Below are 14,925 nucleotides of genomic sequence, written 5' to 3'. Positions count from 1 at the left end.
TTACTCGTTTTTAATCTGTTCGCACCATGCGGCAACCCGCCGGTCGGTCTTGTCGGGCGCGCTTTCATCGACGGCAAGTCCCACGAACTTTCCGCCGCGGCAGACCAGCGAACCTGTTTCGTCATACCCTTCGGGCGCATAGGCTCCGACGAACGTGCAGCCGCTCTGCTGCAAGCCGTCGTAAATCAGCCCGACGGCATCGCAGAACGTATCGGGATAGGAACCGCTGTCGCCGCAGCCGAAAAGCGCCACCTTTTTACCGCTCAGATCCTGCGCCTTCAGCTGATCCAAAAAGCCGTACCAGTCGTCCTGCAATTCGCCTGCGCCCCACGTCGAAGAACCCAGCACGAGCAGGTCGTATTTCTGCACTTCGCCGGCCGGCGTATCGGCCACATTGTGTACATCGGCGTCCGCGACGCCCAATTGTTTGGCAATATCCGCAGCCACGGCCTCGGTCGTGCCCATCGTACTGCCGAAAAAGATACCAGTCATAATTTCGTCGTTTTTGGTTTACGGCAAAGAAACAGCATTCCCACCGGATCGTCAATACCGGATTTTAGGGGTTTTGGCGCGGCCGGATAGCATTATGATGGGATGCCGCACGAACGCAACTCATTATTATTGGTGATGATTGCAATGCAATTTACCAAGATATGGCGATTGCCGCATATGCCGGGGCGCTATACTTTTGTCCCGTGAAAACAGAACTATGCGGCTACTCCTGAAATATTTGCTATTTATCCTGCTGCCTGCGTACACGTACGGGCAGTCCGGCCGGCCCGACGCCGGGATCACGTTCGAAGTTACCGATTCCCTGCACAATCCGCTGGCGTATGCTACGGTGGCGCTGACTCCTATGTCGGGGGGAGGAAAGGCCTACGCGACGACGACCGATGAGGAGGGCCGGGCACGTTTCACCCTGCCCGCGAATACCTACAATGCGGATATCTCATATATCGGATATGTCTCCCAACGGATGGAGGTACGGCCCGTCAGCGGCAGCGACATGCTGCGGACCGTCCGGCTCCGGACAAGCGACACGCAGATCCGCGAGGTCGTAGTCACGGCGACCCAAGTGCGGGGACCGGTCTCGGGCGTGCATATCGGCCGGGACGCGATGAACCACATCCAGCCGTCGAGTTTCGGGGACCTGCTCGAACTGCTGCCCGGCGGACGGGCCTCCGACCCCTCGTTTTCCTCCTCGAACCACATTCATCTGCGCGAGATCGGCACCTCGAACAGCGATTACCAGACTACATCGCTCGGCGTTTCGTTCGTCATGGACGGAATTCCGATGTCGAACGACGCGGGCATGACATACAATTCGGGAACGACCGTCGGCAATAATATTTCATTGAACAGAGGCGTCGACATGCGCACGATGCCGACCGATGAAATAGCTTCGGTAGAGATTCAGCAGGGCATTCCGTCGGTCGAATACGGCGATCTGACCAGCGGACTGATCAAGATCAAGCGCAAGGAGGGAGGCCGCAACCTCGAAGCCCGCTTCAAAGCGGATCTGGGCAGCCAGCTGCTCTATGTCGGCAAAGGATTCGAATGGGGCGCTCCGGCCGACCTGCTGACGATGAACGTCGGCGCGACATGGCTCAACTCCCACGACGACCCGCGCAATACGCGCCAGAACTACCAGCGTGCGACCGGATCGTGGCGCATGAAGAAACGCTGGGAAAGCACCTCGGCCTACCGTTACACGTTGGGCGGATCGCTCGACTACACCGGCTCTTTCGACCGCCAAAAAAGCGACCGGGATATCGACGAAGGCCCGGCGGGCATCCCCCTCGAACGCTACAAATCGAGTTACAACAACGTCGTCGCGGCGGTGAATTTCACCGCCGAATCCAAGGGTGCGAATTTTTTCCGCAGCTTCGATTTTTCCGCTTCCGTCTCTTCCGAATTCGACCTGATCGACCGCTGGCGTTACCGAGCGAACAGCGGCAACGTCCCTATACGCACGGCAGTCGAAGAGGGCGTCTTCGATATGGAAGTGCTGCCGGTCCGCTATGAAGCGACCCTGCAGGTGGACAACAAACCGTTCTACGCCAACGCCAAGGCGGTAGCCCTGCTGGGAGCCGACACCCCGCTGAGCCGCAACACGATCCGCATCGGAGCCGAATGGAACATGTCGAAAAATTACGGCGGCGGTCTGCTTTACGACGTGACGCGCCCATTTACCGACCTGATGAGTTCCCATCCGCGGCGTTACGACGCCCTGCCGGCGCTGCACCGGCTCTCGGCGTTTCTGGAGGACAATACGACGATTACGGCCGGCGAGTGGCGGATCGAGATAATGGCCGGACTGCGTACGACGGCCATGGCCAATCTCGGAAGCCGTTACACCCTGCAGGGCAAATTCCATTTCGATCCGCGTGCCAACCTCTCGGTGACGCTTCCGGCGTTCGACATGGCAGGCGACCCGATGCGCATCACATTCGCGGGCGGCGCGGGATGGCACACCAAAACGCCTACGCTCGACCAGCTCTTCCCCGAACCGGACTACTCCTATTACACGCGGCTCAACTATTTCCCGGCGGACGACGAATCGAAACGCCGTATCAATGTGGAAGTCTTCAAGCACGACCCCACCAATTACGACCTGAAGGCGGCGCGGAACTTCAAATGGGAGGTGCGCGGCAATGCGGAGTGGAACGGATACGGATTGTCGGTAACCTATTTCCGGGAGAATATGACCTCGGGATTCCGCACCTCGACCGACGTACTCACCCGGACCTACCGCGAATACGACACCGGACCGCTCAAGGATATGGAGTTCACCGGACCGCCGCAGCTCGAATGGCTTCCCTACAAGGACAAAACGGTATTCCAGACCGTCGGCGTCAAGACCAACGGAAGCCGCACATTCAAGCAGGGCATCGAATTCTCGCTCTCCACGCGGCGCATCCGGGGGCTGGCCACGAAACTCATCGTCTCGGGCGCCTATTTCAAAACCCGCTATGAGAACAGCGAACCCCAGTACGTCCTGACGACCGTACAGCTCGCAGAAGGGACGCCCTATCCTTACATCGGGCTTTACGATCAGGACGACAACACGTTTCACGAAGTATGCAACACCAATTTCCTGCTCGACACCCAGATTCCCAAACTGGGGCTGATTTTCTCCACGTCGTTCCAATGCCAGTGGTTTTCCGGCATGAAGGCCGAATGGTGCAATCCTGCGCCGACCAGCTACCTCGACCTGCAGTTACAGGAACATCCGTTTACGGCCGAGTCGGCAGCCGACGGTATTTTGCAGCATATGATCCACGACAACGTATCGAAAGAAGCCTATCTCTACCGTCTCACGCCTTTCAGTATGAACGTCAATCTCAAAATCTCGAAACGGCTTTACCGCGACCGGCTCAACATTGCGATTTTCGTAAACCGGCTGTTCACATACAGTCCTTCGTACAGAAACGAGACCAGCGCACTGGTACGCCGCTATTCCAGCCCCTATTTCGGCATGGAACTCAACTTCAAACTGTAATGCGATGATGATGAAATCTACCATACGGACCCTGTTTCTGCTCTCCGCACTGCTGTTTTCGGCCTGCGAAAAAGACGATTCGATTTTCACCGAACTGTCCATCCGGTTCGTGATGCCGGACAGCCGCCCCGTCGAAAAGCTGGAAATACGCACGGACATCTCCTACTTCGACAATATCAACTCCGGAGAGCGGGTGCCATTTCCCGCCGCCGAACAGAACAGCGCGACAATACGGCTCCGCAAAGGGGTTTACACGTTCATCGTCGAAGCCGACGCGACCTATTCGACCGGAGAAAAGAAGATTCTGCGCTGCACGGATTACAATCAGATTCCAGCAGCAATGACTTGGGTAGAGGACAGCGAATCGATCGTGTTGTTACTAAAATCGATCTGACGATGATGAAGGCCCTTTTTCTGTCGATACTGGCGCTGCTGCCCGCCGCCGCTTCCGCCCAGCGCGATACGCTCGGCGTATTGGAGCGTTCTTCCGTTTTCAGCGCGGAGGACGAACGGGCCGTAGCCGGATTTCATACGGAGTCGCCCGCGATGATGCTCTACCGCAGCGAACAGTCGCTTTCGCAGATCTCGCTCCGCATCGACCTGCGCCGTGAGCAGGAGGCGCTGCTGCAACCGCTGGGCGACGGAGCCTTCGACGGGGGATTTTATGCCGAAAGCTACCGGCGGCTCAGCGAGCGGTCGGCAGCGTGGGCAGACGCCCGGTACGTCCGCGGCAACCGCCGCAACGTCTGCTGGAACTCCACGGCCGACTACCTGCTGCTCTATCCCTGCATCACGGCGGATTCCGCCGGAGGAAACCTCTCGACCGAGGAATATGCTTTCGGCGGCGGCTATGTCCACCGGGTGGGACGCTTCGACCTTGCGATCCGGGGCGACTACCGCGCCGGACAGGAATACCGTCAGGTCGATCCGCGGCCCCACAACGTCGTGTCGGATTTCACGATCAAACTCGGCGTAGGCATGCAGTTCCCTCAGTACGTTTTGGGGCTGGACCTGCAGGGGCGGCTCTATAAACAGGATCAGGACATAGACTTTTTCTATCCGCCCGGCGCCAGCTCTTCCGAGCTGTATATGACCGGACTGGGCAGTTATTACACCCGCTATTCACTGAACAGCGATAGTTTCAACATCGGCTATGACGGAAAGGGTTGTCTGCTGGCGGCACAGCTCATGCCGCGGCACGCGAAAGGCTGGTATGCCCGTGCCGCATTCGAAAGCCTTACGACGGATCGGCTCAACAAATCCAACAACACGGTCCCCATAACCCGGCTCAAAACCCGTCAGGCGACCCTCTCCGCAGCCTACCGCAGCGGCCGCTGGAGCCTGCGCGCCGGAGGCGGCTATGAACTGCGCCGCAGTATCGAAATGATAGCCGACCGTACGGGACACAGCGTCATCGTCGATGAACAGGCGATGTATAAGAACCGTATCTGGCACGCCGACGCCGAAGCGACCGTCGAATGGCGGTGCGGCACGGTGAATTACATGTTCAGTCCCCGCGCGGAATGGCGGCAGTCCACGGCCACGTACGCCTATCCGGCACGGCGGATGCGGCTCGCGCAGTTCTGCGGAGCGGTACGCGGCAGCGCAGAATGGCTCCGTCCGCAGTGGCGCGTGAAAGCGACGGCAGGAATCGGCTGTTACGTCTCGCCCGACGAGGAGGTTTCGCTCAGCAACGTGCTGAACAACATTTCGGAATACCTGACTTACACGGCGGCGCGGCTGAGCGGCCGGGCCGTCTCCCCCGAGGTGTCCCTGCGGGCCGAACGCCGCCTGAGCCGGAATCTGGCCTGCTTCGCCGAGGCGGGGTGGACGCCCCGGTTTTACAGCGGAGGATTGTCCGAACACGTTCTGACGGCGACGTTCGGCATCCTGTTCTAAACGATCGAACCAATATTTGTCAAACCAATAATAAAAACCAATTATGAAAAAGCTTTTCTTAATTCTCACCACGGCCCTCTTCGCAGCGGGCTTCGCATCCTGCACCGACGATCCCGAAGAAACGGTCAATCCCGTCGTCGTATCCGAAATCTTGCGCGCGCTCGGCGGCAATGTGCTGGTAAACGTGCCCGAGGAAAATTTCGACGTGAATATTCCCGCCGATGCTGCGTCGTGGGTTCAGATCAATAAAGCCGAATCTTCGGGCAAAGCGCTGGTGCTGTCCGTCGATGAGAACGAAACGGGGACGGAACGTTCGACCGTCGTGAACGTGACGCGGAGCGGCAAGAGCACCGTTCTGGCGACCGTAACCATCAAACAGAGCGACATCACGCTGCAAGCCGGCGAATTCGTGATCGAGGAGATCTACTTCACAGGCACGGCGCTTCCCGAAACGGGAAAGCCTGACAGGTGGCTGGGCGACCAGTACATCAAGATCCGTAACAACTCCGACGAAGACCTCTATGCCGACGGCATGATGCTGATCCTTTCGAGCGGACTCAATTCGGGCATGAACAGCGAGATGATCGAAGGCAAGGACTTCCGCAAGGAGTGTTGTGCGGGCAATGCGTTCTACTGCATTCCCGGCAACGGACAGGATGTGCTGGTCAAAGCCGGCGAGTCGCTGATCGTCGTCAACAACGCCCAGAACCACACCATCGGCAACCCGAACTCGTGGGACGCCACGAAAGCCGATTTCGAGTGGTACGACGTTTCGTCGAACGAGAACTATCTGGATATCGACAACCCCGACGTGCCCAACCTCGACAAATGGTACGCTTCGACATTGACGGTCCAAGTGCTCCACAACCGCGGCTTCAACGCCGTGGCTATCGCCATGCCGCCCGTCGGCCTGACTGCAGAGCAGTTCCTCGCCGAATACCCGCTCAAAGACGCCCAGTATATCTTCCACTCCCCGAACGGCTCGGACTACACGCTGCCGCTGCGCAACTGCTACCGCGTGCCTAACGAATGGATACTCGACGCCGTGAACACAGGCTGCCGCGACGCATACTACATCGCCCCGTGGGACGCTTCGCTCGACGCAGGTTACGCATGGTGCGGTACGGCCGACGGAGATGCCGGCCGCTTCGGCAAGTCGGTGATCCGCAAGAGCGGTTCCAGCGGCAAACTCATCGACTCGAACAACTCGACCAACGACTTCGAGTCCAATACGAAGGCGTCGCTGATCAAGTAAGCCGGAAGAACGACCATTCTTTATGACCGATTCTGTCATCGAATGCCGCAACCTCACCCATTGTTACGGGGAGCGGCTGATATACAAAGACCTGAGTTTCGAGGTTCCGCGCGGGCGGATCCTCGGACTTTTGGGTAAAAACGGCACCGGAAAAACCACGACCATCAACATTCTGAGCGGCTATCTCCAACCGCGCGCCGGACAGTGTCTGATCTTCGGCGAGGATATCCGCACGATGCGGCCCGAAACCCGCGCCCGGATCGCCCTGCTGATCGAGGGACACGTGCAGTACGCCTTCATGACCATCGAGCAGATCGAACGGTTCTATGCGCGGTTTTATCCCCGCTGGAACCGCGACGCCTATTACGGACTGATGGAAATGCTGAAGGTGGCGCCCCGGCAGCGCATCTCGCGCATGTCGTGCGGACAGCGTTCGCAGGTGGCCTTAGGGCTGATTCTCGCCCAGAACGCCGATCTGCTCGTGCTCGACGACTTCTCGATGGGGCTGGACCCCGGTTACCGCCGCCTGTTCGTGGAATACCTGCGCGACTATGCGCAGAGCGAGGAGAAGACCGTTTTCCTTACCTCGCACATCATTCAGGACATGGAAAAGCTCGTGGACGACTGTATCATCATGGATTACGGAAGCATTCTGGTACAGATGCCCGTCGGCGAACTGCTCGGCACGTTCCGGCGATACACCTTCACGCCGGGCGCCGACGTCACGATCCCCGCCGGCGACGGCCTCTACCACCCGAGCGTCGTGAACGGGCGCGCCGAACTCTATTCGTTCGACTCCCCTGCGACGGTACAGGGCGTGCTGGAGCGCGCGGGCATTGTCTGCAGCGACCTGCGCGGCGAAACGCTGAACCTCGAAGACGCTTTCATCGGACTGACCGGAAAATACTAAACCCGAATTATGATCAAAGCCATATTCTACAAAGAGTGGATCAAAATGCGCTGCTTCTATCCGCTGAGCGCATTGTTCCTCTTCGGAGCCACCGCCTATGCGCTGCTGCGCGTCCAACGGGTGATAACCTTCAAGGGTGCGGCGCACGTCTGGGAGGTGATGCTCGAAAAGGAAGTTGTCTTCATCGACATTCTCCAATACCTGCCGGCCCTGCTGGGCGTATTGCTCGCAGTGGTTCAGTTCGTCCCCGAAATGGCCCAGAAACGGCTGAAGCTGACGCTTCACCTGCCCTTTCCACAGTGGAAGATGATTCTGCTGATGTCAGGCATCGGGCTGGGAGCGCTGGCATTGCTGTTCATCGTGCAAACCGCCGTGCTGTGGGGGTACTTCCACGCCCTGCTGGCGCCCGAACTGGTCGCGCGGATTCTGCTGACGGCGCTGCCGTGGTATCTGGCCGGGCTGACGCTCTACCTGCTGACGGCATGGATCTGTCTCGAACCCACATGGAAACGGCGGCTGGCGAATCTGCTGATCGCCGTGGGCGTCTGCCGGATCTTCTTCCTCTCCGACACCCCGCAGGCCTACGACGGCATGCTGCCGTGGCTGGCGCTGCTGCTGGTATGTTCGCTGTTCTTCCCGCTGCTTTCGGTATACCGTTTCAAGCAGGGATGTCAGGATTAACCCGCAAAACGACAAATCTATGATAAAGAGTATCAAAACCGGAATAATCCTCCTTGCGGCGCTTCTGCTGGCATGGCTGCTGCCGTGGTGCTACGCGTTCGTGTTCGCATCGCCTTCGTGGTCGCCGTTCACGCTCTACAGCTGCGTGACGCACGGATTCGCATCGGTGGATTTCGACCGCGAAAACAACGTCGCCGGACGCGATCTGCAGGGCAACACCTACACCCAGCAGCAGTTCGACAGTATCCTGCCGACGTTCTATTACCGCCAACTCGCCGCCGAAGGGAGGTTTCCGTCCGAAATCGAGGGCGTGGCGGTCGAATCGCGCGACGTGGAGCGCACGAACTTCATGTTCCGCACGTCGCCCGGCGAAATCAACCGCCGCAGACCGACGGTCTATCAACTGCTGGAATCGATGCCCGACCGCATCGATTTAGAACCGGCGACGGACGTGTTCCGCATCACCGGCGAGGGAATCGAGTTCGTCGATATGGAGACCAACACCATCGACCAAAAGAAGAGCGCGGCATTCACCAAAGTCCTGCGGGACAAGGGATTTTCGTTCCCGGCCCGCGTCGTCTCCGGCAACCCCTCGACGCGCAAGCGGTACGACAACGGCTACCTGCTGGTGGACGACGCGCAGCGCGTCTACCACATGAAGCAGGTCCGCGGCCGCCCGTTCGTGCGCCGTACCGACGTTGCGGACTCGCTGCAAATCGGCCAGATTTTCGTCACGGAGTTCGCCGACCGCAAAAGTCTCGGTTTTCTGGTGGACAGCGAAAAGCGTTTCTATACGCTCGGTGCGGAGGATTACAAACTGCACGAGATTCCCGTCGGGAAATTCGGCCCCACACGGGAGAACATGATGATCATCGGCGACATGTTCTACTGGACGGTCACCATCCAAGGCGCCGAATCGAAACGCTATGTCGCCGTGAACGCCCGCGACTATTCACTGGCGGACGAATACCGCCCCGAAGAGAAACCGCAGGCATGGGCCGAGTACGCAAAATACCTGTTTCCCTTCGAACTGTCGTTCACCTCGCCGCTGGACGGCTACGTAAAGCCCCGGATTGCGGAGGTGTCGTTTCAGGCCCTCTGGCTGGGACTCGCGCTCGGCGCGTTCTATGCGCTCATCCGCCGCAGATCGCCCGGCGGACGGCTCTGGCAGACCGTCGGCGTCGTCTTGTTCGGACTCTTCCTCTTCGTCCCGCTGCTGGTATTCGGCACGGCAAAACGATGACAACAAACCCATACGCAAGAGAAGGGCGGACGTTTTCGACGTCCGCCCTTTTATCACACGCAGTTTCCCGGATCAGGTCAGGAAAATAAACAGCAGCGGAATCAGAATCCCCGCGATCAGCTCGACGCCTCCGCGGCCCCGCAATCCTTTCGGGCCGCGCATCATCACCAGCCCGGAAAGCACGATTACGATCAATCCCGCTAAAAAGACATCCGAAAAGACCGTCCACCAGCGCGACGGATTGTAATGCAGCCGGTTCAGACTGCTCAGCACGGGCCGCTTGCGGATCGACTCGTAGACGGCGTGTCCCGACGCCAGATCGACCGTCAGCGAACTGCCGCCCCGGATAAAGACTTTCAACCGGTCCGGTTCGGGAAAGTAATGTTTCAGGTAATTGCCCTCCTCGCCGACGCGCAGGAGCAGTTCCTCGGCCCGCGCACGGGTCCACTCCTGCTCGGCGCGCGGTATCTCCTGTGCGAAGACCAGCTCGGTCCGGCGCACCGAATAATCGGAATTGAAATCGCGTTTGTGGTTGAGCATGAAGCCCGAAACCGCATAAATCAGCAGTACGCCCGAAAAGAAAAAGGAGAGGTCGCGGTGAACGGGCCTGCTCCATTTCCTCACGGCGGACATAAACGACCGTGTCCCCATGACGTGCAAAACTTCTTATTTCAAAACTTCATAACTCCCGCCGTCCACATGGTAGAACGAAAGGTATTCCTTGCCTTCTTTGGCTTTGCGGTCGGCGATACGGGCACGGAAGTCGGCGATACGCTTTTCGGTGCTGCTGGCAACCGATTCGCCGCGGGCCTGATGTTCGGCGCTGCATCCGGCTTCGCCCTCGCCGTGCTGCCGGGCGATCTGGTCCTTGAGCCGCAGCTCCCACTCGGCAAGGTAAGCCTCGTCGATCCGGTCTTCGACCAGCGTGCCCGTCACCCGCACGACGTTGTTCACGCATTCGGGCTTGAAGCTGCCGATCTTCTCTCCGGCTTCAATGCGGATCACCTGCGTATCGTCGGTTCCCATTAGGAAAATCTTGCGGCCCCCGTGGCGGCAGATATGCGTGCAGACGCCCTCGACCGTCACCTTGCCGCCGGTCAACTTCTCAGCATCGGCGAGCAGGTTATCGACCTCCATGACGGAACTCTGCGTTTCTGAGGTTTGAGTCTCCGAAGCGTTCTTTTTATTCGGGTTCCCGCCGCACCCAGCAAGGAAAAATACGGCGGCTGCAAGCGCCGCACAATAAACGAAATGTCTCATAATCGGTTTGAATTTTTTCTTCGTTTTCCGCATTCGGCGCAACGGGCCGTCCCGCAGCGTCTCGGCAGATTTTAGTAATACAAAGAAACGACATTACGCCGGGAACGGCAATACCTAATTTTAGGGGTTTTCAGGAGCCGCAATACCTTTATAGATGGATAGCGGCCGCTCCGAGACCGGGGTTTCAACGCTCCGTGATCTTATAATCTTCGCCCAGCACCCGCTGCAATTCGGCCAGCTCCGGCTCCCGCCCAGTGAATTCGACCGTCGCGGCAGGAGGATCGAGAGTAACAACGGCACGGAGACCTCGATGCCGTTCAGGGCCTTTTCGACATGCATCCGGCAGTGGTTGCACATCATTCCTTCGATACGATACTCTTTTTTCATGGCTGTTTGTTTTTTGGTTATAAATTCTGTATTTATTTTATGGACGGCTTTCGTGCCGAGCCGTTTTGTACTCAGCTGCAGGCTATTGGCCACAACGCTCACACTACTCAGGGCCATGGCGGCCCCGACGAGCATCGAATTGAGCAGAAACCTGGTCAGCGGATAGAGCACGCCAGCGGCGACAGGCACGCCGATCAGGTTGTAGATAAACGCCCAGAAAAGGTTCTGCCGAACGGTGCGCACGGTCGCGGCCGAAAGGCGGACCGCCGCGGCGATCTTCGTCAGGTCGGACGAAAGAATCGTGACCTTCTCCACGTCGATCGCAATGTCGCTCCCCTGCCCCATGGCAATGCCCAGATCGGCCTGCGCCAGCACCGCACTGTCGTTGATGCCGTCCCCGACCATTGCGACACAGCGACCATGGCAGCGAATTCTTTTGTCATAAGAAAATTGCAAAAACTATCGGTACAAAAGTATGTTTTGTCGATTCATATGCTTCCCCTGACAGAAAAGGGGCAATTGAAAATCAGAATAAACCATCAGGCAATATATACTGAATGGGGCAGATTTCTTTGTGTTAACGGAAGAGTTTATTAAACAAGTGCAATACAATGAACAGAAGACATCGGGAAAATTAAAATTTTCTTCGTCTAAAAAAGTTCTTTAAACTAATTTCTTAAAATTGCACTCGCCGGTTGACCCTGCCTAATTTGCCCATCTCGAAAATTTTTCGTATCTTGCGATAGGTTATTTGAAATGCGGTATTTGAGCGCAAGAAGCTGAAAACAAACCGTTGCCTTCTCGTTACCTACTCTCCTATACAAAAATGTAACTACCATATAAATCAAGTCGTTACATTACTTTAATCCCGCACCTGCCTGGGTCATATCTCCTTTCGGTCCTGTAGTCGGTCCCTGCATACGAAAATCCCCGCAACATATGCGGGGATTTTTCCGTAATTTCGTCGTTTGATCCGGCCGGATTATCGATAAATCTCGTTCAGCAGACGTGCCAGCCGGTAGCCGCCGCGCAGGAACTGCAGTTCGATTACGGGCGTGTACTTGTATACGTAGTCGTAGGAGATCTTCGTGCCTTCGGGCGAATCTGCGTAGATGCCGACGCATATCGCGTGCGTCTCCTTGAGCCAGTCGTAAGGTTCGCCGGCCTGAATCAGCATCGCTTCGTCGTCCGTCAGCCGGTCGATCTGCTCCTGCCATTCGGTATAGCTCCATTTGCGGGCGGCTTCGGGAATGGCCGTATCCCATGCCGAATGAAGGTTCGTTTTCTTGCCGAACATCAATACCGGACGCAGGTTGCCGCCGATATCCGAAAGCCGTCCCGCGTGCATCGGGCAGTGCATGTCCCCTACGAGGTGAATCAGCATCTTGAGCTTGAGCGTCTCCTCTTCGGACGGCAGTCCGCCGGCCTTCAGCTCTGCGACGAGCGTCGTAACGGCTTTCAGCACGTCGCCGTCCGGGTTTCCCGGCATCGTGTCGATCGTCTTGCCTTCGTCCACGTTCCGGTAGTGCCATGTTTTCGTGTATGCGTATTCCGGCGTGTGGCTGGCGATGTCGAGCCAGTTGGCATAGTATACCGGCGAATGTCCGTTCAGCGCCTTGTCGATTTTTTCCGCCGCTTCGGGCGTCAGATGACATTCGGCGATGTAGGCCGTGACGTCGTGTCCCTTCTGTCCCCATGCGAATGCGCCGTGGGCGAAAAGGACGCAGGAAAAGAGAATAAGCAGCTTTTTCATTTATGTTCGGGATTTGTGTTGCGGGCGGATCGGTTGTCAGTGGTTCATCGTTGCGAGGAACTCCTCGTTGGTGTCCGTGAGACTCATCTGTTTCTGGAGGAATTCCATCGCTTCGACGGGATTCATGTCCGAGAGGTATTTGCGCAGCACCCACGTACGGTTCATCACGTCGCGCGGCAGCAGCAGGTCTTCGCGGCGCGTGCCCGATGCGATGACGTCCACGGCCGGATATACGCGCTTGTTGGCGAGCTTGCGGTCGAGCTGAAGCTCCATGTTGCCCGTACCCTTGAACTCCTCGAAGATCACTTCGTCCATCTTCGACCCGGTGTCGATCAGGGCCGTGGCGATGATCGTCAGCGAACCTTTCTCCTCCGTGTTACGGGCTGCGCCGAAGAAACGCTTGGGTTTGTGGAGCGCGTTGGCGTCCACGCCGCCCGAAAGCACCTTGCCCGACGCCGGCTGCACCGAGTTGTAGGCGCGCGCCAGACGGGTTATCGAGTCGAGGAAGATCACCACGTCGTGACCGCACTCTACCATGCGTTTAGCCTTGTCCAGTACCATTTCGGCCACCTTCACATGGCGCGAAGCCTGTTCGTCGAAGGTCGATGCCACGACTTCGGCCTTGACGTTGCGCGCCATTTCCGTAACCTCTTCGGGGCGTTCGTCGATCAGCAGTACGATCATGTATACTTCGGGATGGTTGTCGGCGATGGCGTTGGCGATGGCCTGCAGCAACACGGTCTTACCGGTCTTGGGCTGCGCCACGATCAGGGCGCGCTGGCCTTTGCCGATGGGCGAAAAGAGGTCCACGACGCGGGTGGAGAGGTTGTTGTGTCCGTTTCCCGTCAGACAGAACTTCTCGCTAGGGAAGAGCGGCGTCATGAATTCGAACTGTACGCGGTCGCGGATGTATTCGGGCGCCAGCCCGTTGATTTCGTTCACGCGGACCAGCGGGAAATATTTCTCGCCCTCCTTCGGCGGACGGATCGCTCCGTTCACGGTGTCGCCGGGCTTGAGTCCGAAAAGCTTGATCTGCGACGGCGAAACGTAGATGTCGTCGGGCGAGTTCAGGTAGTTGTAGTCCGCCGAACGCAGGAATCCGTAACCGTCGGGCATGATCTCCAGCACGCCCTCGCCTTCGATTTCTCCGGCGAAGTCGTCCTTGGTAATCACCTCCTCCTCTAACGGCCGGGGTGCGGGAGTCTCTTCCGCCTGAGTCTGCCCCTGAGCCGCCTGTGCGGATTCTTGCTCTTGTCCCTGCTCCTGCTTGGGCTTGCGGCCGCGCCGCTTGGGCTCCGGCTGAGCGGCTGTTTCCTGCACGGGCTTCGCCGCAGGTTCGTTCTGCGCGCCATTCGTCGGGAACTCCAGTTCGGCGGGCATTTCCGGTGTCAGCGCCGTTTGCGGCTGTACCGGTGCGGTGTTCTCCGCCTTGGTCATGCGCGGCCTGCGTCCCCGCGGTTTCGCGGGCGCAGCCGGAGCTTCCGCTGCCATCGGTTCCGGTTCCGCCGCTGGCGTCTCGGCCGTTTTCGCAGCCGCTTCTGCCACGGCTGTTTCAGGCGTGGTCACGGCCGGAGTTTCCGCCGCGGGCGTTTCTTTCTTTCGTCCTCGCTTGCCTTTATTCTCTGCGGGGATCTCCTGTGCGGAACCTCCGGTGATCTTTTCAATCAGTTCGCGCTTCTTTACCATGACGTCTTCGATGCCGAGAGCTTTGGCGATTTCGCGCAGTTCGGCGAGACTTTTCCCTTCGAGCGCTTTCAAATCCTGCATATATTTCTATTTCAAAGTGATTTTTTCGAAAATCCCGGCGGTCGCCGGGCGTGTTGGAATTCGCCTGCAAAGATAGTGCATTATTTCGAAATTCAAAATAAAAAGTTGCTGTTCACCTCTTTCCGTCCGACCTTTTCACCATAATTCGGGAGCCGCCGCTCCGAAAATCCCCATTATTGGCGATTGCGCCGTTCGGAAAATACCCGCATCTTTGTACCGAACAAATAATTCAGCCATTCGCGTTGTTTGTATTGTTAATGTTTGTGTG

At 57.9% G+C, this 14,925-nt stretch carries 12 protein-coding genes and 1 pseudogene; 7 read left to right on the top strand and 6 right to left on the bottom strand.

The window, feature by feature from the left end:
- Complete coding sequence (locus ALFI_RS15650) at positions 1–492, bottom strand: flavodoxin (protein ID WP_009597720.1); 492 nt, start codon at positions 490–492, stop codon at positions 1–3.
- Positions 493–709: 217 nt separating this feature from the next.
- Here ALFI_RS15650 and ALFI_RS15645 point away from each other — a divergent pair, with 217 nt between their 5' ends.
- Genes ALFI_RS15645 through ALFI_RS15615 form a run of 7 tightly spaced genes read left to right on the top strand, consistent with a single transcriptional unit; the run spans position 710 to position 9,490 of the window.
- On the top strand, positions 710–3,502 hold the full coding sequence (locus tag ALFI_RS15645) for a TonB-dependent receptor (RefSeq protein ID WP_014776535.1): 2,793 nt from the start codon (positions 710–712) through the stop codon (positions 3,500–3,502).
- 4 nt (positions 3,503–3,506) lie between these two features.
- Positions 3,507–3,896: a hypothetical protein gene (locus ALFI_RS15640; protein WP_009597716.1), complete on the top strand. Its 390-nt coding sequence runs from the start codon at positions 3,507–3,509 to the stop codon at positions 3,894–3,896.
- A 2-nt stretch (positions 3,897–3,898) separates the two neighbouring features.
- On the top strand, positions 3,899–5,401 hold the full coding sequence (locus ALFI_RS15635; RefSeq protein WP_014776534.1) for a DUF6850 family outer membrane beta-barrel protein: 1,503 nt from the start codon (positions 3,899–3,901) through the stop codon (positions 5,399–5,401).
- 43 nt (positions 5,402–5,444) lie between these two features.
- Positions 5,445–6,656 (top strand): DUF4876 domain-containing protein, encoded by a 1,212-nt coding sequence (locus tag ALFI_RS15630; RefSeq protein ID WP_014776533.1) that lies wholly within the window; start codon positions 5,445–5,447, stop codon positions 6,654–6,656.
- Between the two features lie 22 nt (positions 6,657–6,678).
- A complete protein-coding gene (locus ALFI_RS15625; protein WP_009597708.1) occupies positions 6,679–7,566 on the top strand; it encodes an ABC transporter ATP-binding protein in 888 nt (295 codons plus the stop codon).
- 9 nt (positions 7,567–7,575) lie between these two features.
- Entirely contained in the window at positions 7,576–8,247 is a 672-nt protein-coding gene (locus tag ALFI_RS15620; protein ID WP_014776532.1) for a hypothetical protein, read from the top strand.
- Positions 8,248–8,266: 19 nt separating this feature from the next.
- A complete protein-coding gene (locus ALFI_RS15615) occupies positions 8,267–9,490 on the top strand; it encodes a DUF4857 domain-containing protein (protein ID WP_014776531.1) in 1,224 nt (407 codons plus the stop codon).
- Between the two features lie 72 nt (positions 9,491–9,562).
- Here the strand turns inward: ALFI_RS15615 and ALFI_RS15610 are convergent, their stop codons facing one another.
- The 5 genes and pseudogenes from ALFI_RS15610 to rho form a co-directional block, all read right to left on the bottom strand.
- The gene (locus ALFI_RS15610) at positions 9,563–10,123 is read right to left on the bottom strand and encodes a PepSY-associated TM helix domain-containing protein (protein WP_015547716.1); all 561 of its coding nucleotides are present in this window, start codon (positions 10,121–10,123) and stop codon (positions 9,563–9,565) included.
- A 33-nt stretch (positions 10,124–10,156) separates the two neighbouring features.
- Positions 10,157–10,783 (bottom strand): OB-fold nucleic acid binding domain-containing protein, encoded by a 627-nt coding sequence (locus ALFI_RS15605; RefSeq protein WP_009597723.1) that lies wholly within the window; start codon positions 10,781–10,783, stop codon positions 10,157–10,159.
- Positions 10,784–10,934: 151 nt separating this feature from the next.
- A pseudogene (locus tag ALFI_RS15600) lies at positions 10,935–11,560 on the bottom strand (heavy-metal-associated domain-containing protein); the annotation flags it as partial.
- A 559-nt stretch (positions 11,561–12,119) separates the two neighbouring features.
- Entirely contained in the window at positions 12,120–12,890 is a 771-nt protein-coding gene (locus ALFI_RS15595) for a S1/P1 nuclease (protein WP_014776528.1), read from the bottom strand.
- Positions 12,891–12,926: 36 nt separating this feature from the next.
- Entirely contained in the window at positions 12,927–14,657 is a 1,731-nt protein-coding gene (gene rho, locus ALFI_RS15590; RefSeq protein WP_014776527.1) for a transcription termination factor Rho, read from the bottom strand.
- Positions 14,658–14,925 lie beyond the last annotated feature (268 nt).

This window comes from Alistipes finegoldii DSM 17242 (genome assembly GCF_000265365.1).
GTDB classification, from domain to species: domain Bacteria; phylum Bacteroidota; class Bacteroidia; order Bacteroidales; family Rikenellaceae; genus Alistipes; species Alistipes finegoldii.
Note: the sequence above shows the minus strand (reverse complement) of the source record. Positions and strands in the feature narration are given on the sequence as shown.